Source organism: Pseudomonas silesiensis (genome assembly GCF_001661075.1).
GTDB classification, from domain to species: domain Bacteria; phylum Pseudomonadota; class Gammaproteobacteria; order Pseudomonadales; family Pseudomonadaceae; genus Aquipseudomonas; species Aquipseudomonas silesiensis.
On the sequence record NZ_CP014870.1, the window covers coordinates 1,456,365 to 1,479,092 of the forward strand.

Sequence of the window (22,728 nt, forward strand, 5' to 3'; positions counted from 1 at the left end):
GCCGAAAGATTGGGCTAGTTCAGAGATTCAGGGCACTGCGTGACCACCGTTTTGGGGGCATATGCGCGCGGAAAGGAGCATAAGCTTGTTGGTGTTGATACGATTTTGACCATTGGGTCATAATTTCATCAACCAACATGATTGTTCTTACTAATCTGACCGGCACGCAAAAGTATGTCCTACTGTGACGAATTGATGAGTTAGCATCTCTGACACACCTACGTCCCCTGGCTTGGTCAGGAGCAACGGTTTCAGTGTGCTTTTCAGTCAAACTTTTTTGAGAATATCTTGCTCCAGTCGCGTTTCGCTAGTACAGCGCTGTAGTCTTCCTGGGATTGTACCAGCCAGTGAGAGGGAGGCCTGCCTGGCACTCCAGTGCAATGGATCGCCGGCGCCAAAGGGCACCTCCGGATAAGCCAATCGCAGCTTCGGGCTTGAATAGACCGGCTGAATGCGCTCTTGTAAGGAGGAAAGGGGGGGAAGGGGCAAAGTCAGGGCAACAGATTAAGCGGGAGAGCCGAAGCTCTCCAGAAGCGTGGCCTCGTCACCCAAACTTTTCGAGAGCCTCATGAATGTTCAGAGCATCTTCATGGATAGTCTCATGGGTGATTCCTCTGTTTGCCATGACCAGGTACCGCGCCAAAACCAAGTAATGTTGGTAGGTGGTACTAGGGTCTTCATGCCCCATCTGGTTGATGATCACCTGGGTAAGCGCGACATGCATGACCTCAGCATCCTTCTTTAGGATGTCTTCACCGTTATGGTGCTGCACCATCATCATGGTCGGCCACCACTTACGAGCATGGTAGAAAATATTCGTAGTGGCAAAGCTAGGATCCTTGGCGACGGCTAGCCGCTTGGCATAGTTGGTAGCATTAGCAATCATGCTTGGGGTTACCGGTACACCTTCTGCAGTCAAGAAAAGTATCGATAGAGGGCATTTTTTGCCAAACTTTTTACGGTACAGTCTGGCCCTGGCAGGGTACTCATTCTTGATGTACTCATCTTCGAGCATCTTAAGAGCATAGTCGGGAATTTTAATATCCCTAAATTTGTTACCTTTGCCGAAGACGTTATAGTCATGCGATTTAATCTCGCTGTCCATCTGGCTATAAGGCAAGATGTGGCGATTTTTCCCGTTTCCCATATAGGGGAATTTCACCAGTTCCATCGGGCGCATGGCAGTAGCTAAAGCAAAGTTGAAAAGTACTGCGTAAACCTTGTCGGGATAAGCCGAGAGAAGAGTTTTAACCTCGCTGTGCTTGATCAGATGCACAGCCTTTTTTTGCCTAGCTTGCTTGTCCAGTACGCGAATCGGATCTGTATCAAGGGAGAGTTTCGTCTTTTTAGCAAGATAGTTAAGAAGGCGGCGATCCTTGAAGTTGGCGATCCAGGTCTTGAGTCGAATTTTAACGCCGGTAGGAATGCCTTCATCCGACAGCCATTTGAAAAAATAGTAGACTGTTGTTGCATCGCTATAGATTGTTTCAGAGGTCGGGTGAGGGGTGCCTCGGCTTATTCTCTTTTGCTGTCTAAATATTTGCCAGTGGCGGATCTCCACGTTGGAGACATGAATGTGATAGTCGCCTGGCTCTACTAGCTTGAATTTTTCAAAATTAGAAAGAAATCGATAAAACTGTGCGATAAGGGTTGCATATCGCTTCGACGTCTGCATTGAAGATCTACTTTTTCTGTACAGGTAGATGTTGGGGATGCTGACCAAAATACGTTTTTTATCTTTCTCAGCTATAAGGACATAGTGCTCAACGTTGGCAAGCAGTGTCGAGCTGTAGTACTTGATTGGCTTGATTTCAAACTTGATCATTAGTCACCCTGCTTGATTCGCTTTACTTGGATGGAATCGAAACCCCAATCCATCAGCGGCACTCTGGCCTCATCGGCATCTTTTAGTTCTTCTTCTGGCACACCTCTGTAAATGAACTTGCGTTTGGATGCTATTACTGCCTCAGACGAACTGTAGGGGACGTAGATTGAGAGAGATGCTACCGGCGTTAGCTCTTTTACGATGAGCTGGATTTCGGCTCGGCTGTATAGGGGGAGCTGAAGCGCGACAAGTACATGATCAGGTCTGGGGTTGATGGTCTTGCAGAATGAGCCGAAGTCTGAAATATACCGTTCCTGAAAAACTACAATGTCCACCTTTTCGAGGCTAGGCAAGGCCTTAATGATTTTTATGTTCTTTTGGATCTCCGCGTCTTTGGCGTCTTCGTACTCGTCAAAGTCATTTGATACGGCGTAGCTCTTGCAAAGGGCCTTGACGTCAATCTCGAGCGGAATAAAGTTTTTAGAAGACTTGATTGAGTTGATTTCATTGTTAAAATTGTAAGTGGACGTGGCGTCCGCTATAAGCTGGGTGTTGCTTACCTCAAGCTCAGTTACGCGCTTGATAAGCTGAGCATTGTGGTTGTTTTGGCTTGTGAGTGTTGCACTTATTTGACCTGACTCATAAATCATCACATCGTTATTCATTAGTGATGTAATATGCTTGTTCAAGGCTTCGGTCAGTTCGGCCTTATGGGTTGCCTGGATTTCGATCAGCTGAAACTCTAACTGAGCAAGCCTTTTCTCCTTGCTCTCCAGCAGTTGGCTGAGAGAGGTGCAATCACTGACTAGCAGCTTAGAGATGGATTGACTGCCTTTCGCATAGTCCTTTAGATCACCATAATAACGATTGAACGCTTGCCGGGTAATCCCGGCAAGGTTGGATAGCTTGCCAATAGGTAGCTTGGTCATGCCGTTATCCAGCTGATGCTGTTTGATAATCCCAATCAGCTTATTGCGAGTGTCCACGCCGCTCATGCTTGTGCTTCCACCGTTGGAATCAGCTGGTAAGACTTGTTGTTCTTCAACGTATCAAGGTGCCGAGAGTTCTCCAGAATCTTCTGCTGGAGCATCGTCTTCGAATTTTCAGACAGAGTGTCGCTGGCATTGTCCAGCATGTGCTGATAGAAAATAACGTTGTCCTCGAGAGCTTTCGCGGCTTTGTCCACAATTACTGCATGCTGGCAAGCCGTATCGCAGAAGAGGGGATCCGGAAGCTCTTTCGTCACGACTTCTTTACGGCGAGCTAAGCAGGGCGGAAGATTAGGCGAGGAGTACAACTCGCTGCTAACACAGTAGCTTCCGACTGCCGTCCTGTGAATGAACAACGGTTCACCAGAAGACAACAGATGGCTCACATAGGTGAAAATCGTGACCTTAAGCTGTTTACCACTGAAGGCATCAGGTCGCGCAGCGATTTTTTCCACCAGGCGCCGAGCGCTCTCACCCGACGAGCTGGAAGTCTTCACAGACGTAATGATATCAGTGAAATCTTCGATGTAATTCTGCTCAATAGCGTGAGCCACACTCTGAACAATGTAAGGGTTACGACCAATGTAGCGGAGCGTCATGGCATAGCTGGCGTGTCCGAACAGAAGGCGAATGATGTCGATGTTTCGCTCGCTTCGATTGATCAATATTTCGGCGATCGTCTTGCGGAAGCGGTGCGTATGGATCCGTTCGATGCCAAGTACTTCTTCCAGTTCGTCGGTAATGCGCTCAACACGAACAGAGTCTTGTTTCTTGATCTGTTTCGTGCTCCGGTTGGACTGGAAAAGATAACCTTCGCGTTCCAATCCGCAGATAGCTCTCAGCTGCTTGTATTCTTCAATTTTCTTGCCAATGAAAACTGGGAGCGGCAGGAAAGAGGTATCTCCTTTGTGGTTTGGATCCCGACTTGTTTTAAAGCGGGTCACTTGGAGTTGGTATCGTCCATCTTTGCCTTTGATAATGTGCTCAAATTTGAGCGGCTCGAGCTCACTCGCACGCAGCCCACTGATGAGCGCAACCAAAATGTAAATCCCATTTCGGACGCAGTCGAGAGCATTCTTGTAGCTGCGAAGCCATGAGTAGTTCCAAAACTGAGTAGAGTCGTATTTACGGGGGATCTTGGTGAGTGTGAGAATCTGTTCTCCATCAACCTCAAGATTCAGTGCTTTCTCCAGCTCAAGATCTTCTTGATAGCGCGTCAAGGTCTTGCTGTTGAACTGGTCTAAGCCATTAGACTGAATGTACTCTTTAGCTTTAAGGAGCAACGGAATCCCTTTGTCAGTCCAAAGAAAAGCGTACTCAGCCAACTTTTTGAGCTCCGGCTCGGTAAATGGAATCCAAGTAGAAAGCGAACCAGTGAAGTGACGAATCACATCCTTTCTGCGCTCAGGGGTGTCCACGGTGTTTGCAGAAACGAAAATGCGATGCTCCACTGGCAACAGCTGCTGAGCGCTAAGCGACAGCCAGAAGCGGATGTGGTGGAATAGGTATGTATAGTGGGTGAAAGCTGACGCCTCTTTAGCCTTGTCCAGAGCTCGAATCAAAAGCTGTGACGAGATAAATGAAAACGACTCTGCGTCTCCCGACAAGTGATTATCCTGGAAAACATACCTATCTAGGATTCGAAACGCAGAGCTATGGCTCTTGGTTGTGGAGTACGCGCGGATACCACCAAATGGAGCATACTCAGGGATTAGATGGTAAATAAACGACTTTTTAAACTCTGCAACATCTGGCAGAAGCCCTTCAAAAGAGACTCGTGTGACAGAGCCATATTTGTCTTTGAATAAAATCCAGCTGGAGTCGCTATACAACGAATAGCATGAGACAGGGAAGCTCCCATCGGGATACAGCTCAAGTTTTTTCAGCAGTGAGCTGTGAGTTTGCTGTGCTGTTCCGCCAGTTTCCAGAAGAAGGCGCTCTAGCTCCTGCTCCGCAGCGTCTTGCATGTCATCAAAGAAGTCAGCCTCAAGCTCGTCCGCAAAGCTTTTTGATTCGGTATCGTTCATTGCAAATGGCTTACGGCTCATTCTCTGTCTTCCTCTTCGAGAATTACCTGGAGGAAATTCAAGTCTCGGGGTAAAAGTGGCGTATTTCGGCGCTGATAACGAGCGGCCTCTTTGATTGCGCGATCGTCTTCCCAGTTGTCCAATATGTCGTCAATCAAGGCGATTTCAATTTCCAACTCACTGCTGTAGTCAGAAGCTGACGGTGGTTGGTCATCCATGATCTCGACGACATGAATACGTCGCTCCATCAGGTACGGCAGCGAATCTTCAAACATGTATGCCCGGGAGCAGAAAACGCATTTGCTGACCACATAGCACTTTTCTCCCGGCCTAACACGTGACTTGGCGCCGTGCCAAGTTGGATTCTTTTGGTTCGTACACGCCCATAGGGGCCTCTCCATGCCTGGAATATGGAAGACCTTGAAAGGAAGGTTTACAGGCTCTTGAATTGGCGTTCCGACAATGCCATCGAACTTTCCGGTGTAAAGCAAGCCAAGAATTGCTTCCAGTTCAGACTCGAGACGAGCATAACGTTCAGCTTGAGCATACGGAGAATTGTCATAATGGATGTCAGTTGTAGTCGGGCAGTTATGACCAAGAAACATCGCGAGCAATCCGTGGGATGTGTCTCCCGCCTGCTTCCTCCGTTTAACCCAAGTCGGACGCAACTTGGGCGTTAAGTCTTTAGCTCCAGTGAGACGTTCACCATTTTCGTAAATCTCGTGAGTCTTGAGGAACTGCTTAATGCCTTGAAGGAAGGCTTTATCATTTGAGACTGAAGTATGTCGGCCTCCCTTCTTAACCCAATCACCGAAATAGCGGATGCAAAGGAAAGCTTTGTTGAAATCCGCTGTGGTCTTTCCGTGATTGATGTAGTCGAAGTCATACGGGGTTAAGGGCGTCGAGAGAGCATTAGCTAACGAAAACAGGCTCCACGCTGAATACTTGTCAGAACGTGTGCTGGTAGCAATTATTTCTTTAGGCGCGTAATAAGGTTTGCCTATGCCCTGGCTTCTATTCTTCTCTGATTGCATAACCACATACTGCTCGTCCATTGCACCTGTCAGAGCGTGCTCGCAGTTGTCGGGATCCAGCGCTAACACCGTTTCCTTATTCCAGTTCGTTTGAAGCATGATGAACTGGACGAGACATGCCATATCCTCCATGGAAGGATAATACATGGTTAGGAAGTCGTCCCAAGTAGGCAGCGGCTTAGTTTTAGGGCTTCTGGGGGGTTGACGCCATCTCAGCATCAAAAGTTGAACCAGATCGACGCAGTAGCTTACGCTATTGATTCCCACTGTCCCATATTTCTTCCCGATGGTATCCAAGTCGAATTCAAATGGATATCCAACTCCCAGTAGCGTCTTGTGAACCCTTGCTGGATCGGGAGTAAAACCTATGAGATTCACATTGCTGAACGGGTTTTTTGGGTTTGCGAACCTATGTTCTTCACCACGCTCAGCATAAGTTTCGTAAAATTCTTGTCGCCAGTTTTCCATCTCTGAAATTTTTTTCAGTTCTAGATCGGGCGATGCAGCGAGTCGTTCCTTAAGAGATTTGTCGCTAGGGAATTTTTTTCCGTTACGGCAAAACTGCACCCATTGGAATATGTTTGATCTGGAAAGGTTGGGTACTATTAGGCTGTGAACTTCCTCAAAGGTATAGGGAAGGGCAGCCTCAACTTCAAGTCGAAATTGAATTTTCCCATATAGAGAATCAATATGCTTCTTGAAGGCTGCTTCAAGAGCTTCGTCGGCGTCATCATTCAGCGGCGCTCGTGGCTTTAGTGTCGTTGCCTTATCAACGTATGGCAGAAGCAAGTCGGGAATGACTTCTGACAAAAGGGCAGCGTTATTCAGCGCAGATTTGAGGATTGCCGCGTTGCTGATAGGCTCTTCATTTAGCTTCAGGTAATCTTGAAAACAGTTGTAGACCTCTGCGCTAATGTCCGAGAGGGCCTTGACTTGCAGTGGTTTGGGTTGGCGAAGGTTGAAGCCTTGCACAAAGTCAAAGAAAATCCAAATTGCTCGCCGAAGTGAACTTGTAGCGACGCGAGTCCGAGTGGGAGCATATTTGCGAAACACTAGGTCAAGTGCAATGCAAAGTGGCTTAAGCTTGCTGTAGAAAAGGTGACCTTGGAAAGTGCATTCGACCTCGATATTGTCCGAGGTGAAGACAGTTTCATGCTCAAAAGATTTAGCTTTCCAGAGGTGCTCCATTTTTAACCTCGATCTTGCCTAGTCTTGAGCAGGGTTTTCCAAGCCGTTTCCAACGCTTCTTGATACTCGATCAGGGTGCCATTGTTTTTGATGACAATATCTCCTGCCCGCACTTCAATGCCAAACTCGGATGGGTGGGATTTAACTGCTTTCGCGTTATCTCTCATGATGTGCAAGATGGAACCATTCAAGTCTCTGATGTATGCAGCTTCATTTTCAAAGCGGATGTCTTTAATGATGACTGTGCTTTTGCCTTCAGTATCAAGAGTCGGCTTGTTGATATAGGCCGTTTCATTGAAGTTTTGAGTGGGCGTAGAAGCTCTTCGCTCAAAGAAGTCAGGGAAGTCTTTAAGAGCTCTGGCTTTGATCAGGTCGATCATTTCGGAAGGCGTCATGTTCCAGAAGCTGTCCGGTTCTTTATCCGCACCTGCACTCCAGCACTGTTCATCGCTGAGGTTGAAAAAGGCCTTGGCGCCAAGGATGAAGGGCAGCTCTGGGTGAGAGAGTTGAGCAGGGGAAAGGGGGGAGATTGCCTCAGGGGCATAGATCTCACGATCCGCTCGCATGAGCCAGTGCAGTGGGTTCTGAGATCTCATCCACTCGGTGCCTACCCGTTGGAAGAATTCCCTCGGGGAAAGCCCCCAGGCATCCACCTTCAGCTCCTTTACGTTATCATCCCAAGTCTGAGCATCGGTCAGATTGAAAAGAGCTTGGCAACCGCGCTTAAGTGGGTCGGCGAGGGCATAGGCAGTCACCTCAGGGTGCTGGAGCAGCATTGCAGCCGCTGTGTCCTTTCCGGATCTCGCTTTCGCAGCCAGTCCAACCACTTTCTTCATCGCGCCTATCTCCCTAATTTTGTGCAGGTTTTCATCTTGTTTACATTTTTCTTTTTGGCGAGTATAGCATTTTGTTTCCATTTGAGATGATTCCAAAACAAGATTCGACCTATGCCTATCAGGGGGGCGGCCGCGGATTGTCGCTGGAGCGCATCGCGACCCTGGAAGCCTTTGTCCAGGGCGACCTGCGCCCGGACCTGACGCTGATTTTCGATCTGCCGGTCGAGGTGGGCCTGGCCCGCGCCAGCGCGCGCGGGCGCCTGGACCGCTTTGAACTCGAAGGCCGGACTTTTTTCGATGCGGTGCGCACTGCCTTTCTCAAGCGTGCTGAAGCGGACCCGGCGCGTTACGTGCTGGTCGATGCCGCCCAGCCACTGGCCCAGGTTCAGCTGGCACTGGATGCCTTGCTCCCGCGCCTGCTGGAGTTGACCCGTGGCTGAAGCCTACCCGTGGCAGGACAGCCTCTGGCAGCAGTTGGCCGGGCGCAAGCAGCATGCACACGCCTATCTGCTGCATGGTCCGGCCGGCATCGGCAAGCGCGCGCTGGCCGAGCGCTTGATGGCCAGTTTGCTGTGCCAGCGTCCGACCGCGCAGGACGCGTGCGGCGAATGCAAATCCTGCCTGTTGCTCAAGGCCGGCAGCCACCCCGACAACTACATCCTGGAACCGGAAGAGGCGGACAAGGCGATCAAGGTCGATCAGGTTCGCGAACTGGTCGGCTTCGTGGTCCAGACCGCGCAGATGGGCGGACGCAAGGTGGTGTTGATCGAGCCGGCCGAGTCGATGAACGTCAACGCCGCCAACGCCTTGCTCAAAAGTCTTGAAGAACCGTCCGGCGATACCGTGTTGCTGCTGGTCAGCCACCAGACCAGTCGTTTGTTGCCGACCATCAAGAGCCGCTGCCAGCAGCAGGCGTGTCCGCTGCCCAGCGAGGCGATGAGCCTGGCGTGGCTGGCGCAGGCCCTGCCGGACTGTTCGCCAGAGGAGCGGGTCGAATTGCTGACACTCGCCGCCGGGTCGCCATTGGCCGCGGTCAAGTTGCAGGCCCGGGGTGTGCGCGAACAGCGGGCGCTGGTGGTCGACGGCGTGAAGAAATTGCTCAAGCAGCAACAGTCGCCGACCCAACTGGCCGAAGAATGGAAAACCATACCGCAGTTGCTGTTGTTCGACTGGTTTTGCGACTGGTCGAGCCTGATCCTGCGCTATCAGTTGACCCGGGACGAAGAAGGTCTGGGCCTGACGGACATGCGCAAGGTCATTCAATACCTGGCGCAGAAAACCGCGCAGGATAAAGTGCTCGCCATTCAGGACTGGATTCTCGCCCAGCGTCAGAAAGTGATGAACAAAGCCAACCTGAATCCGGCGCTGTTGCTGGAAGCGCTGTTGGTGCAATGGGCGTCCTTGCCTGGCCAGAAGTAACCGTTCGCGCTTAGACTCTGAACATCAGCCGTGGAGATCAGCATGAATGAAGCCGTCAATCCGGGGCCGCGCAACGGCATTTTGTCCCTGACGATCAAGGACAAGTCCGTGCTGTATGCGGCTTACATGCCGTTCATCAAGAACGGCGGCCTGTTTATCCCGACCAATAAAAGCTACAAGCTGGGCGATGAGGTATTCATGCTGCTGAACCTGATGGACGAGCCGGAAAAAATCCCGGTCGCCGGCAAGGTCACCTGGATCACCCCCAAAGGCGCCCAGGGCAACCGGGCCGCGGGGGTCGGCGTGCAATTCAATGAAGGCGACGATACCGCGCGCAGTCGAATCGAAACCCATCTGGCCGGAGCCCTGAAGTCCGACCGTCCTACCCATACGATGTAAGTTGCAGCCCTTTTATGCTCGTAGATTCCCATTGTCACCTTGATCGCCTCGACCTCGCCGCCCACGACGGTTCTCTGGATGCTGCGCTCGATGCCGCCCGCCAGCGCGGGGTCGGCCACTTTCTGTGTATCGGCGTCAGCGTCGACAACGCCGCCGAGGTCAAAGCCCTGGCCGAACGCTACGACGACGTCGACTGCTCGGTAGGTGTACATCCGCTGGATGTGCAACCCGGTGCGGCGCCAGCGCTGGAGTGGTTGCTGCAGGAACTGAATCACCCACGCGTGGTGGCGATCGGTGAAACCGGCCTGGACTATCACTACGAACCGGAAGCGGCCGAGTTGCAGCAGGACTCGTTTCGCCTGCACCTGCAGGCGGCGCAGCAGACGGGCAAGCCGGTGATCATTCACACCCGAGGCGCCCGTGCCGACACCTTGAGTCTGTTGCGTGAAGCGGCGCTGCCACAGGCGGGCGTCCTGCATTGCTTCACTGAAGACTGGGACATGGCGAAAGCGGCGCTGGACATGGGTTATTACATCTCCCTGTCGGGGATTGTCACGTTCCGCAATGCCGACGCCTTGCGCGAAGTGGCGAGCAAGGTTCCGGCTGATCGCTTGCTGGTGGAAACCGACTCGCCGTACCTGGCGCCGATCCCTTATCGCGGCAAGCCGAACCTGCCGCAGTATGTGCGGGAAGTGGCAGAGTTTCTGGCGATGTTGCGCGGTGAGCCTTATGAGCGGTTTGCCGAGCAGACCACGGAGAATTTCAAGCGGTTATTCCCGTTGGCGCATGTGAAATCAATGTAAGGTCCAACGCCGCCTTCGCTGCCGCAGCGGTAAATCGCAGGCAAAAAAAACCCGGGTTCTGGGGGGTGAATCCGGGTTAAGACCATTAGGAGTAAAACAAAGGCACGCGGTCCGTTGGTACCTATATCGGCGCGACACTTGGGGGAGATGCCCCGCCGACAGTTGAAGTATTGATCAGTATTGCGATGAGTCCAGTCTGCCAGGGCGGGTTTTTAAACAATTTTGGAATACGCCCGCTTCGGAAGCGTTCTCATCAACCGGCAATCTGCGTGAAATCATCAGGAAACACAGATATGGTCGGATGATCCGTGCATTTTGGCGCAAGTTAGGCATAATACGCGGCTTCGAATTTTGACCCCTACAGACCTTTTCTTATGCATAAAGAACCTCGTAAGGTCCGTGAGTTTCGTCGCCGCGAGCAAGAAATTCTCGATACCGCGCTCAAGCTGTTCCTCGACCAGGGTGAAGACAGTGTCACCGTCGAGATGATCGCTGATGCCGTCGGTATCGGCAAAGGTACGATCTACAAGCACTTCAAGTCCAAGGCGGAGATCTATCTGCGCCTGATGCTCGATTACGAGCGCGACCTGAACGAGCTGTTGCACTCGTCCGATGTCGACAAGGACAAGGAGGCGCTGTCTCGGGCTTATTTCGAATTCCGCATGCGAGACCCGCAACGCTATCGGTTGTTCGACCGCCTGGAAGAAAAGGTGGTCAAGGGCAACCAGGTGCCGGAAATGGTCGAGGAACTGCACAAGATCCGCGCCTCGAACTTCGAACGCCTGACCTTGCTGATCAAGGGCCGGATCAGCGAAGGCAAACTCGAAGATGTGCCGCCTTACTTCCATTACTGCGCGTCCTGGGCGCTGGTGCACGGCGCCGTTGCGCTGTATCACTCGCCGTTCTGGAGCAATGTGCTGGAAGATCAGGAAGGCTTCTTCCAGTTCCTGATGGACATCGGCGTGCGCATGGGCAACAAACGCAAGCGCGATAGCGACACCCAGGGTAACTGAACCCGTCCAGTTGGCCTTTTTGCCCCATGATTTAGCTACATGGCGCAGTACCTCAGGAATATACTCAGGCATAGGACTTGCTAAAACTTGATTTGTGAGTCAAGTTTTACCGGTCCGAATTTCCTTTTGCCGGAGTGATCCATGATCGTTGACCGTCAGGGCAGGCGTTTTCGCAATTTGCGTATCAGCCTGACTTCAGCCTGCAATTACGCTTGTACTTACTGCGTGCCCAACGGCAAGCGGCTGGTGGCTGCGCAGGACGAGTTGTCGGCCGAAGCGATGGCACGGGGCGTGGCTTATCTGATTGAAGCCGCAGGTATCGAGCGCTTGCGCATTACTGGCGGTGAACCGCTGGTCAGCCCGAAACTCGAAGCCTTCATGACGGCTGTCGGGCAGATGGGTCTCGAAGACATCAGCCTGACCACCAATGGCCAGTTGCTTGCCAAGAAGCTGCCGCTGCTGGTGGACGCGGGCATTCGCCGCATCAACGTTTCCCTCGACACCCTGGATGCCAGCGCATTTCGCAGTATTGCCCGCGGCGGCGACCTGGCGACTGTGCTCGACGGCATGGACCAGGCCAGCGCCGCCGGGATGAAAATCAAGGTCAACATGGTGCCGCTACGCGGGCAGAATCTCGATCAAGTGATGCCGCTGCTCGATTATTGCCTGGAGCGTGGCTATGAGTTGCGTTTCATCGAGCTGATGCGCATGGGCCACCTGGCCAGCGACTCCAATGCTTTCCTGCAGCAGTTCGTCAGTCTTCAGCAGCTGCTGAGCCTGATCGGCGAGCGCTACGAATACCTGCAGGCCGATGCGCCCGTCGATGCAACGGCCGTGCGCTACGAGGTGCCGGGGCGGGGCTATTTTGGGGTGATCGCCAACGAAAGCGTGCCGTTCTGCCGGACCTGTTCGCGGTTGCGTCTGTCCTCTACGGGGTGGTTGCATGGCTGTTTGTCGTCGAGTAACCGGCACTATGTCGGTGATCTGTTGGACAAGCCGCGGCATCAGGCATTGCCGGCGTTGCAGCGACTGCTGGTCAAAGCCTTGGGCGACAAGCAGGAAGTGGCGTTCTCCGGCGGTGCGACCATCATGAAGATTATCGGCGGCTGACAGGCCCTCATCGTCGGAACGCCGCCCGGACCAAGCCCGCTCCCACAGGATTTGCACAAACCCTGTGGGAGCGGGCTTGGTCCGGGCGGCGTTCCGACGATGAGGCCGGATCAGGCGACGATGTCCCTGCGCTGGCGCGGAAGCTGCATCCAACCCCCATTCGCCGGTTTTCCGTCACCGGCCTCTGGAGGGAAGGATGCGTAGCCTGGTTTTGCTGCTGGCCGTTTTGGTGCTCGGTGGCTGCATGAATGTCAGCGACATGGCCGAAGGCACTCGCTACCACATGAGCGACGCGGGCCTGCTCGACCATAGCGACAGCCGCCGCGCCAATAATCTGCGCATTCAGCCCGACTCCTTCGTCTACATCGCCCAAGGCGCCTTCGCACCCCCGGGCAGTGCCTATCCACGACCCAATGTGATAGCCGAAGTCGCCTTCGATGGCTTTATCGAATACTTTCCGATGGTACGCCGTGCCCGGGTGCCGGAAGGTCTCGACCAGGCGATGCGGGACGCCCGTGCCGCCGGTGCGCATTACCTGCTCTACACCCGCTTCGCCAAGGCTGACGACCGGATTGGCAACTCGGACGAATGGCTCGACCAGGAAGCCGTGGATCGACTCGGTATCGACAGTGGCGTCATTCAGATCATGTTGATCGAGACCAGCACCCAGTATTTGATTGATACTGCACGTATCAAGAGTCGTGGCGGTTTGCTGACCTTCCACGACACCAAGCCGGAAGACCTGATGGGCCCGCCGCTCGAGCAATATGCGCGCAGCTTGCTGGGGCTCAGCGACCACTAATTCAAAAGGAGAACGCCATGAGTGGCCCGCAAAAAGCCAACGACCTGTTGGGGCAAATCCCCAAGACCAAAGGCTTGCCACCGGTTCACCTGTGGAATCCCGACTTCTGTGGCGACATCGACATGCGCATCGCCCGCGACGGTACCTGGTACTACCTGGGCACGCCGATCGGGCGCAAGCCGATGGTTAAGCTGTTCTCCACCATCATGCGCCGCGACGGCGATGACTACTTCCTCATCACCCCGGTCGAGAAAGTCGGCATCAAGGTCGACGATGCACCGTTCGTGGCGATTGCCGTGGAGGTGGAAGGCGAGGGTGAGGCGCAGGTCTTGCGCTTCACCACCAATGTCGAGGAAACCGCCGAGGCGGGCGCCGAACACCCGATTCGGGTGGTGATCGACCCGGTGACGCAAGAGCCGGCGCCCTATGTGCATGTGCGCACCAACCTGGAAGCCTTGATCCACCGCAATGTGTTCTACCAACTGGTGGAGCTGGCGGTGACCCGCGAAATCGACGGGCAGCGCTGGCTAGGCGTCTGGAGTGGAGGCGAGTTCTTCCCCATAGGCCTCGAGCCTGACGCATAACACTGTGGGAGCGAGCTTGCTCGCGATTGGCCGTAGCATTCAACATCAGTGTTGTCTGTCATGCCGCCATCGCGAGCAGCTCGCTCCCACAGTTGATCTTTGCTTGCCTCAAAAAATCAATTTGACAGCCAATCATATGATGATTAGCGTTGGCCTCTATCGCGAACGGCCGTGTGCCGTCCCTGCATCGAGGTGTCCATGTCCAGCAGTTTTCACGCGTCGACCGTCGATTGGCTAGGGTGCTGGATCGCCACGGGCCAAGTGAAGCCCGGTGAAGCCCTCAAGGTCGAAGCTGACCTCGGCGAGCAGTTGGGTGTCAGCCGTACTGTCATCCGCGAAGCGATCAAGACCCTGGTCGCCAAAGGCATGCTCGAAGTCGGGCCCAAGGTGGGCACGCGGGTGTTGCCGGTGCGGCGCTGGAACCTCTTCGATCCGCAAGTCGTCGGCTGGCTGTCGCGCAGCGGGCTGCCGGAAAACTTCGTCGACGACCTGCTCGACCTGCGCCGCACCATCGAACCGATGGCCGTGCGTTGGGCTTGCGAACGCGCCAGCGTCGAGCAGGTGCACGCCATCCTTCAGGCCTACAACGCACTGGAGAGGGCGGTGGACAGTGGCATTGACTACAACCGCGCCGACCAGTTCTTCCATGAATGCATTCTCGCCGCCAGCCACAACCAGTTCATCGAACAAATGGTTCCGGCCCTCGGCGCGCTGCTGGCGGTGTCGTTCGAAGTCTCCGCCGCCGATCCGGCCGAGCTGCGCCGCACGCTGCCCATTCACAAAGACATGGCCGACGCCATCGCCGCGCGGGATAGCGCGCGGGGCGTCTGGGCCTGCATGACCCTGATCGACAACGCCGACCTGGCCATCAAACGCTACTACCCCCAGGTCATGGCGGACAGGGCAGGCGCGAGCTTGCTCGCGAAGGCGTGTCCGTCGACCTCGATTTAGCTGATGCGCCATCGCGAGCAAGCTTGCGCCTACAAAAAACAAGAATAATGCAGGAGGTTTCATGGAATGGACCGCAGTGACCGAACACCGGGCCCAACTCGGCGAAAGCCCCTTCTGGGACGCGCCGACCCAGGCACTGTACTGGGTCGACATCACCGGCAGGCAAGCGCTGCGATTGATCGGCGCCAACGTACAGATCTGGCAGATGCCGGAGCACGTGTCCGCCTTCATCCCCTGCGAAAGCGGCGACGCACTGGTGACGTTGAGCAGCGGGGTCTATCGGCTGGACCTGGACTCCCCCGGCCTTGAGCCACGCCTCACCTTGTTCTGCATCGCCGATCCGCAACCCGGCAACCGCGCCAACGAAGCCCGCTGCGATGCCCAGGGCCGGCTCTGGCTGGGCACCATGCAAAACAACATCGGCCAGGGCGAAGACTTGCCCATCGTGCATCGCAGCGGTGGCCTGTTTCGTATCGATCGCGATGCCCGGGTCATGCCGTTGCTCCGGGGCTTGGGCATTCCCAACACCCTGCTATGGAGCGATGACGCCACCAGCCTGTATTTCGCCGACAGTCTCGACCGCACGATCTACCGGCATTTCATCCGTCCCGATGGCAGCCTGGAGCCGGGCAGACCCTGGTTTGGCCCCCATGAGCGCGGCGGCCCGGATGGCTCGGCGATGGATGCCATGGGGTATCTCTGGAACGCTCGATGGGACGGCAGCTGTCTGCTCAGGTTGACGCTGCAGGGGCAGGTCGATCGGGTGATCGAACTGCCAGTGAGCCGTCCCACCAGTTGCGTGTTCGGTGGCGAAGACCTCAAGACCCTGTACGTCACCAGCGCTGCGAGCCCGCTCAATCATCCTTTGGATGGCGCGTTGCTGTCGATTCGGGTCGATGTGCCCGGAAATGTCTGTCAGAGATTTGCCGGCTAAATCCCTAAATATGGGATGTAAAATTATATATTGAGATTTGAATAGGGGCGGGTTTATAGTCGGCCCCATCAGCTACACGCACTCACACTTAAAAAAACAAAACAGGTGAAGTGATGCAGGGAATTTCCTCAAAGCCTTTTGACCGGACATCGATCGATGCCCGGTTTTTGTCGTGCCTGCAAAAGGGAGTCTTGATCCATGGCTGAACCTCTTTCCTTGCCACCCGTGCCCGAACCGCCCAAGGGTGAGCGCCTGAAAAACAAGGTGGTGTTGCTGACCGGCGCCGCCCAGGGCATTGGTGAAGCGATTGTGGCGACCTTCGCATCCCAGCAGGCCCGGCTGATCATCAGCGACATCCAGGGTGAGAAAGTCGAAAAGGTCGCCGCCAGTTGGCGCGACAAAGGTTTCGATGTCCAGGCGATCAAGGCTGATGTGTCCAGGCAGCAGGATCTGCATGCCATGGCCCGGCTGGCGATCGAGCGTCACGGGCGGATTGACGTGCTGGTCAACTGCGCCGGGGTCAATGTGTTCCGCGATCCGCTGGAAATGACCGAGGAAGACTGGCACCGCTGCTTCGCCATCGACCTGGATGGCGCCTGGTACGGCTGCAAGGCGGTGCTGCCGCAGATGATCGAGCAGGGCATCGGCAGCATCATCAACATCGCCTCGACCCATTCCACTCACATCATTCCGGGCTGCTTCCCGTACCCGGTGGCCAAGCACGGCTTGCTCGGCCTGACCCGCGCGCTGGGCATCGAATACGCGCCGAAGGGCATTCGCGTCAACGCCATTGCGCCGGGCTACATCGAAACCCAACTCAACGTCGATTACTGGAACGGTTTCGCCGATCCCCATGCGGAGCGTCAGCGGGCTTTCGACCTGCATCCACCACGGCGCATCGGCCAGCCGATGGAAGTGGCCATGACCGCGGTGTTCCTGGCCAGTGATGAAGCGCCGTTCATCAACGCTTCCTGCATCACCATCGACGGTGGCCGCTCGGTGATGTACCACGACTGAAGATTCGCGGTTTCAGGCGCAAGGCTACGCCTGAAATTCAATCATCATACGATATGACTATTGACTACAGGCGTGACTGCTGCACCGGCTTTGAACAAATAACGCTCAACAAAAATAACAAGGAGTCAGCTTATGAATCGTCGTCGTGGGATCCGTTCCCTGTGCCGTGCCGCTTTGGCGGTCACTGCGGTCAGCCTGAGCAGTTCGTTGCTTGCGGCCGAGGAAGTGAAGATCGGGTTTCTGGTCAAGCAGGCGGAAGAGCCCTGGTTCCAGACTGAATGGGCATTCGCCGAAAAGGCTGGCAAGGAAAAGGGCTTCACGGTGATCAAGATCGCCGTGCCCGATGGCGAGAAAACCCTCTCGGCCATCGACAGCCTGGCGGCCAATGGCGCCAAGGGTTTCGTGATCTGTCCGCCGGATGTGTCCCTGGGCCCTGCGATCATGGCCAAGGCCAGGCTCAATGGATTGAAAGTGATTGCGGTCGATGACCGTTTCGTCGATGCCGGCGGCAAGTTCATGGAAGACGTGCCGTACCTGGGCATGGCCGCCTTCGAAGTTGGCCAGAAGCAGGGCGACGCCATGGCCGCCGAAGCTAAAAAACGCGGCTGGGACTGGAAAGACACCTACGCGGTGATCAACACCTACAACGAACTCGACACCGGCAAGAAGCGCACCGACGGCTCGGCCAAGGCCCTGGAAGACGCCGGGATGCCCAAAGACCACATTCTGTTCTCGGCGCTGAAAACCCTCGACGTGCCGGGCAGCATGGACGCCACCAACTCGGCGCTGGTGAAACTGCCGAGCGCGGCGAAGAACCTGATCATCGGCGGCATGAACGACAACACCGTGCTGGGCGGCGTGCGCGCCACCGAGAGCGCCGGTTTTGCCGCGGCCAACGTCATCGGTATCGGCATCAACGGCACCGACGCCATCGGCGAACTGAAAAAAGCCAACAGTGGTTTCTTCGGCTCGATGCTGCCGAGCCCGCACATCGAGGGCTACAACACCGCGAGCATGATGTACGAGTGGATCACTACCGGCAAAGAACCACCCAAGTACACCGCGATGGACGACGTGACGCTGATCACGCGCGAGAACTTCAAGCAGGAACTGGAAAAGATCGGCCTGTGGAACTGAGGCGCGGTTGATTTCATCGGCGGCCCCGGGGACGGGGTCGCCAGGTCTGTGTGAAGAGGTGGGTTATGCACGCGCAAACAAATACACAGCAACATAACACCGGTGGCAGCTTGCGCTTCAACGGGATTGGCAAGACCTTTCCCGGGGTCAAGGCGCTGGACGGTATCAGCTTCATTGCCCATCCGGGACAAGTGCACGCCTTGATGGGCGAGAACGGCGCCGGCAAGTCGACGCTGCTGAAAATCCTCGGCGGTGCCTACATCCCGAGCAGCGGCGATCTGCAGATCGGCGAGCGGACCATGGTCTTCAAATCCACCGCCGACAGCATTGGCAGTGGCGTCGCGGTGATCCATCAAGAGTTGCATCTGGTGCCGGAAATGACCGTGGCCGAAAACCTCTTCCTGGGGCATCTTCCCGCCAGTTTCGGCCTTATAAATCGTGGCGCGTTACGGCAACAGGCACTGGCCTGCCTCAAGGGCCTGGCCGATGAAATCGAACCGCAAGAGAAAGTCGGGCGACTGTCCCTCGGTCAGCGGCAGTTGGTGGAAATCGCCAAGGCGTTGTCCCGTGGCGCGCACGTGATTGCGTTCGACGAACCGACCAGCAGCCTGTCGGCGCGGGAAATCGATCGCTTGATGGCGATCATCGGGCGCCTGCGGGACGAGGGCAAAGTGGTGCTTTACGTCTCCCACCGCATGGAAGAGGTGTTCCGCATCTGCAACGCGGTAACGGTGTTCAAGGACGGTCGCTTCGTACGTACGTTCGAAGACATGAGCGAACTGACCCACGACCAGTTGGTGACCTGCATGGTCGGTCGCGACATTCAGGACATCTACGATTACCGCCCCCGTCAGCGTGGCGCGGTGGCGCTCAAGGTCGACGGGTTGCTCGGGCCTGGCCTGCGTGAGCCGGTGAGTTTCGAAGTGCACAAAGGCGAGATATTGGGGCTGTTCGGCCTGGTCGGTGCCGGGCGCACGGAACTGTTTCGCATGCTCAGCGGCCTGGTACGCAATACCGCCGGACACCTGGAGTTGCGCGGACATGAACTGAAGTTGCGTTCACCGCGCGATGCGATTGCCGCCGGGATCCTGCTGTGCCCCGAGGACCGCAAGAAGGAGGGCATCATGCCGCTCGCGAGCGTCGCCGAGAACATCAACATCAGTGCCCGCGGCGCCCATTCCACGTTCGGCTGCCTGTTGCGCGGCCTGTGGGAAAAGGACAACGCCGATAAACAGATCAAGGCGCTGAAAGTGAAGACGCCGAACGCTGCGCAAAAAATCATGTACCTGTCCGGCGGCAATCAGCAGAAGGCGATTCTCGGTCGCTGGCTGTCGATGCCGATGAAAGTCCTGCTGCTCGACGAACCGACCCGGGGCATCGACATCGGCGCCAAGGCCGAGATCTACCAGATCATCCATGACCTGGCCGCCAGCGGCATCGCGGTGATCGTGGTCTCCAGCGACCTGATGGAAGTCATGGGCATTTCCGACCGCATCCTGGTGCTCTGCGAAGGCGCGATGCGCGGCGAACTGTCCCGCGAACAGGCCAATGAATCCAACCTGCTGCAACTGGCTTTGCCGCGCCAACGCGCCAATGGCGGGGCGAACTGAGAGGTGACTATGACTATTCAAAACAACGCTTTGCCAACCCGGCGCCAACCGCTGGACCTGCGGCGTTTTCTCGATGACTGGGTGATGCTGCTGGCGGCGGCCGCGATCTTCGTGCTCTGCACGCTGCTGATCGACAACTTCCTGTCGCCGCTGAACATGCGGGGGCTGGGCCTGGCGATTTCCACCACCGGGATTGCCGCGTGCACCATGTTGTATTGCCTGGCGTCGGGGCACTTCGACTTGTCGGTGGGTTCGGTGATTGCCTGCGCCGGGGTGGTGGCAGCAGTGGTGATGCGCGACACCGATAGCGTGTTCCTCGGCGTCGGCGCGGCGCTGGTGATGGGGCTGATCGTCGGGCTGATCAACGGCATAGTGATTGCCAAGCTGCGGGTCAACGCGTTGATCACCACGCTGGCGACCATGCAGATCGTTCGCGGCCTGGCTTACATTTTTGCCAACGGCAAGGCGGTGGGGGTTTCCCAGGAGTCGTTCTTCGTCTTCGGCAATGGCCAGCTGTTCGGCGTGCCAGTGCCGATCCTCATCACGATCGTTTGCTTTGTGTTTTTCGGCTGGCTGCTGAACTACACCACCTACGGGCGCAACACCATGGCCATCGGCGGCAACCAGGAAGCGGCATTGCTGGCCGGGGTGAACGTTGATCGGACCAAGATCATCATCTTTGCCGTGCACGGGGTCGTCGGGGCGTTGGCCGGGGTGATCCTCGCCTCGCGCATGACCTCCGGGCAACCGATGATCGGCCAGGGGTTTGAACTGACGGTGATCTCGGCTTGCGTATTGGGCGGCGTGTCCCTGAGCGGGGGGATTGGCATGATTCGGCATGTGATTGCCGGGGTGCTGATTTTGGCGATCATCGAGAATGCGATGAACCTGAAGAACATCGATACGTTTTACCAGTATGTGATTCGGGGTTCGATTTTGTTGCTGGCCGTTGTCATCGACCGTTTGAAACAACGCTAACCGCGCAGGAGATCTAATGTGTGTCGTGCACAAAATATGTGTCCGCCGCAAAACCCCTGTGGGAGCGAGCTTGCTCGCGATTGACCGCGCAGCGGTGGCTTTTCGAAGTAAGCCCTCCCGTCACCTCCCTGAAATATTCCTTGCTCGCCTAAGGATATTTCGGTTATTACGCTGTACATGATTAGACAGGTACGATTTGACAAGAAACAACGGGTGGTCGATGAACTCATTCGGCGCATTGAAAGCGGCCTCCTTGAGGACGGCCTTCTATTGCCGGGCGAGCATCAGTTGGCTCAGGAATTCAAGGTCAGCCGAGGCACGCTGCGCGAAGCCCTGGCCGAATTGAAACGGCGCCATTACATCGCGACGCAAAGCGGGGTCGGCTCCATCGTCACGTTCGACGGTGTGATGCTCGATCAACGCAACGGCTGGGCCCAGGCCCTGGCCGACAGCGGGGCGCTGATCAATACCGAAGTGCTGCGGCTGGAGGCGGTGACCCGTCCTGACCTGCTGCCGCGTTTCGGCACCGACCAATTCATCACCCTCGACCGCCGCCGCCGTTCCACCGACGGCAAGCTGGTCTCCCTCGAACGCTCATTGATGCCCGCCACTGGAGGCCTGGAAAGCCTGCCGCGGGTCGGCCTGATCGATAACTCACTGACCATCACCCTGGCCGCCTATGGCTACATTGGTGAGCGCGGCGATCAATGGATCGGCGCCGAACCCCTGAGCACCGAAGACGCCGAACTGCTGGGCCGTGAGCCCGGTACAGTATTTCTCAAAGCCTTGCGCACTACCTACGACCGGCAAAACCGCTTCATGGAACAGGTCGAAAGCCTGCTCGATCCCGTGCACTTTCGGCTGCATCTGCAATTTGGAAATACACAATGACCCTGCTTGACCGTGCCCTGGGCGCCTTTTATGGACTGGCCCTGGGCGATGCGTTGGGCATGCCGACACAATCGCTGAGCCGCGCCGAAATCAAGACGCGCTTCGGTGAAATCCGTGATTTGCAAGACGCCGGCCCGGATCAGCCGATCGCCGCGAACATGCCCAAAGGCTCGATCACCGACGACACCGAACAGGCCATTCTGGTCGGTCAGTTGTTGATCGATGGCGCGGGTCGGATCGAAGCGTCGATGCTCGCGCAACGCCTGATCGAATGGGAAGCTGCGATGCAGGCCAAGGGCTCCCAGGATTTGCTCGGGCCGTCGACCAAGCGCGCGATCGAGATGATTCTCGCTGGTCGATCAGCGGAAGAGGCGGGGCGCTACGGCACCACCAATGGTGCGGCCATGCGCATCACGCCCGTCGGGATCGCGGCGGATGTCGCCGATCCTGAATGTTTCATCAATGCCGTGGTGCAGGCCTGCCAGGTCACCCACAACACCACGCTGGGCATTTCCAGTGCGGCGGCGGTGGCGGCGGTGGTCTCGGCCGGGATCAACGGCATGGACCTGGGCGAGGCCTTGAACCTCGGCCAGCAAATGGCATTGCAGGCGGAAGGGCGTGGCCATTGGGTCGCGGGCGGGCGCATCGCTTCGCGCATCAGTTGGGCTCGGACCCTCAGTGTCGACAACGACCGGGCGATGCTGGCCGATTTGCTGTATGACGTGATCGGCACCTCGGTGGCGTCACAGGAATCGGTGGTGGTGTCGTTTGCCCTGGCCCAGCAAGTGGCCGTTGGCGAAATGAATGCCTTCGAAGCGCTGTGCATGGCGGCGAGTCTCGGGGGTGACACTGATACCATTGCCGCGATCCTCGGGGCGATGCTCGGGGCCTGTCTGGGCTTGGAGATCTGGCCGGTGGCGATGATCGAGCAGGTCAAGGCCGTCAATCATCTGGAGCTGGAGCCTCTGGTAAAAGGACTTCTAGCTTTGCGTTGACCGGACTGACGCCATCGCGAGCAAGCTCGCTCCCACAGGGATAGTGCAAATTCTAAGGTACACACTGTACCTGTGGGAGCGAGCTTGCTCGCGATAGGCGCGCTGCCTATTTCAATTGATGCCCCCGCAATGGAAAGCACGAATACGGCCAGGACCGCCGGGATGTTGTTTCGTCTTCCGAAATTG

20 protein-coding genes and 1 pseudogene are annotated in these 22,728 nt (G+C 56.1%); 16 read left to right on the top strand and 5 right to left on the bottom strand.

All coding sequences use genetic code 11. From position 1 onward, the window contains the following. Positions 1-544 precede the first annotated feature (544 nt). Genes PMA3_RS06615 through PMA3_RS06635 form a run of 5 tightly spaced genes read right to left on the bottom strand, consistent with a single transcriptional unit; the run spans position 545 to position 7,980 of the window. Entirely contained in the window at positions 545-1,825 is a 1,281-nt protein-coding gene (locus tag PMA3_RS06615) for a hypothetical protein (protein ID WP_064676408.1), read from the bottom strand. Further along, positions 1,825-2,820 (bottom strand): hypothetical protein, encoded by a 996-nt coding sequence (locus PMA3_RS06620; protein ID WP_064676409.1) that lies wholly within the window; start codon positions 2,818-2,820, stop codon positions 1,825-1,827. Before PMA3_RS06620 ends, PMA3_RS06615 begins: the two co-directional genes overlap by 1 nt. Next, entirely contained in the window at positions 2,817-4,862 is a 2,046-nt protein-coding gene (locus PMA3_RS06625) for a tyrosine-type recombinase/integrase (protein ID WP_237140695.1), read from the bottom strand. The genes PMA3_RS06620 and PMA3_RS06625 overlap by 4 nt, the downstream gene beginning before the upstream one ends. Continuing rightward, on the bottom strand, positions 4,859-7,063 hold the full coding sequence (locus tag PMA3_RS06630; protein ID WP_064676410.1) for a hypothetical protein: 2,205 nt from the start codon (positions 7,061-7,063) through the stop codon (positions 4,859-4,861). The genes PMA3_RS06625 and PMA3_RS06630 overlap by 4 nt, the downstream gene beginning before the upstream one ends. A 2-nt stretch (positions 7,064-7,065) precedes the next feature. Continuing rightward, positions 7,066-7,980 carry a deoxynucleotide monophosphate kinase family protein gene (locus PMA3_RS06635; RefSeq protein WP_237140696.1) on the bottom strand — a complete coding sequence of 305 codons (915 nt, stop codon included), beginning with the start codon at positions 7,978-7,980 and terminating at the stop codon, positions 7,066-7,068. Between the two features lie 20 nt (positions 7,981-8,000). Between PMA3_RS06635 and PMA3_RS06640 the strand changes: the two are divergent. The 16 genes and pseudogenes from PMA3_RS06640 to PMA3_RS06715 all read left to right on the top strand — a co-directional run. Continuing rightward, positions 8,001-8,339: pseudogene (locus PMA3_RS06640) on the top strand (dTMP kinase); the annotation flags it as partial. Next, positions 8,332-9,318, top strand: a complete 987-nt coding sequence (locus PMA3_RS06645) for a DNA polymerase III subunit delta' (RefSeq protein WP_064676411.1) — start codon at positions 8,332-8,334, stop codon at positions 9,316-9,318. The pseudogene PMA3_RS06640 and the gene PMA3_RS06645, both read left to right, overlap by 8 nt. Before the next feature lie 42 nt (positions 9,319-9,360). After that, positions 9,361-9,717, top strand: coding sequence for a PilZ domain-containing protein (locus PMA3_RS06650; RefSeq protein WP_064676412.1), 357 nt, complete (start codon positions 9,361-9,363; stop codon positions 9,715-9,717). Positions 9,718-9,731: 14 nt separating this feature from the next. Further along, positions 9,732-10,520, top strand: coding sequence for a TatD family hydrolase (locus PMA3_RS06655; protein ID WP_064676413.1), 789 nt, complete (start codon positions 9,732-9,734; stop codon positions 10,518-10,520). A 374-nt stretch (positions 10,521-10,894) separates the two neighbouring features. After that, positions 10,895-11,533 carry a TetR/AcrR family transcriptional regulator gene (locus PMA3_RS06660; RefSeq protein WP_064676414.1) on the top strand — a complete coding sequence of 213 codons (639 nt, stop codon included), beginning with the start codon at positions 10,895-10,897 and terminating at the stop codon, positions 11,531-11,533. A 141-nt stretch (positions 11,534-11,674) separates the two neighbouring features. Continuing rightward, entirely contained in the window at positions 11,675-12,643 is a 969-nt protein-coding gene (locus tag PMA3_RS06665) for a GTP 3',8-cyclase MoaA (RefSeq protein WP_064676415.1), read from the top strand. A gap of 196 nt (positions 12,644-12,839) precedes the next feature. Continuing rightward, positions 12,840-13,445 (top strand): DUF4823 domain-containing protein, encoded by a 606-nt coding sequence (locus PMA3_RS06670; protein ID WP_064676416.1) that lies wholly within the window; start codon positions 12,840-12,842, stop codon positions 13,443-13,445. Between the two features lie 17 nt (positions 13,446-13,462). Continuing rightward, complete coding sequence (locus PMA3_RS06675) at positions 13,463-14,029, top strand: DUF1285 domain-containing protein (RefSeq protein WP_064676417.1); 567 nt, start codon at positions 13,463-13,465, stop codon at positions 14,027-14,029. Positions 14,030-14,227: 198 nt separating this feature from the next. Then, positions 14,228-14,980 (top strand): FadR/GntR family transcriptional regulator, encoded by a 753-nt coding sequence (locus PMA3_RS06680; protein WP_064676418.1) that lies wholly within the window; start codon positions 14,228-14,230, stop codon positions 14,978-14,980. Between the two features lie 61 nt (positions 14,981-15,041). After that, complete coding sequence (locus PMA3_RS06685) at positions 15,042-15,914, top strand: SMP-30/gluconolactonase/LRE family protein (protein ID WP_064676419.1); 873 nt, start codon at positions 15,042-15,044, stop codon at positions 15,912-15,914. Between the two features lie 198 nt (positions 15,915-16,112). After that, positions 16,113-16,931 carry an SDR family oxidoreductase gene (locus PMA3_RS06690; protein WP_064676420.1) on the top strand — a complete coding sequence of 273 codons (819 nt, stop codon included), beginning with the start codon at positions 16,113-16,115 and terminating at the stop codon, positions 16,929-16,931. 132 nt (positions 16,932-17,063) lie between these two features. After that, the gene (locus tag PMA3_RS06695) at positions 17,064-18,068 is read left to right on the top strand and encodes a substrate-binding domain-containing protein (protein ID WP_064676421.1); all 1,005 of its coding nucleotides are present in this window, start codon (positions 17,064-17,066) and stop codon (positions 18,066-18,068) included. 65 nt (positions 18,069-18,133) lie between these two features. Next, entirely contained in the window at positions 18,134-19,678 is a 1,545-nt protein-coding gene (gene araG, locus PMA3_RS06700) for an L-arabinose ABC transporter ATP-binding protein AraG (protein ID WP_064676422.1), read from the top strand. A 9-nt stretch (positions 19,679-19,687) separates the two neighbouring features. Continuing rightward, positions 19,688-20,656: an L-arabinose ABC transporter permease AraH gene (araH, locus tag PMA3_RS06705; protein ID WP_064676423.1), complete on the top strand. Its 969-nt coding sequence runs from the start codon at positions 19,688-19,690 to the stop codon at positions 20,654-20,656. A gap of 177 nt (positions 20,657-20,833) precedes the next feature. After that, a complete protein-coding gene (locus tag PMA3_RS06710) occupies positions 20,834-21,547 on the top strand; it encodes a GntR family transcriptional regulator (protein ID WP_064676424.1) in 714 nt (237 codons plus the stop codon). Then, positions 21,544-22,542: an ADP-ribosylglycohydrolase family protein gene (locus tag PMA3_RS06715; protein WP_064676425.1), complete on the top strand. Its 999-nt coding sequence runs from the start codon at positions 21,544-21,546 to the stop codon at positions 22,540-22,542. The genes PMA3_RS06710 and PMA3_RS06715 overlap by 4 nt, the downstream gene beginning before the upstream one ends. The last annotated feature ends 186 nt before the right edge of the window (positions 22,543-22,728 follow it).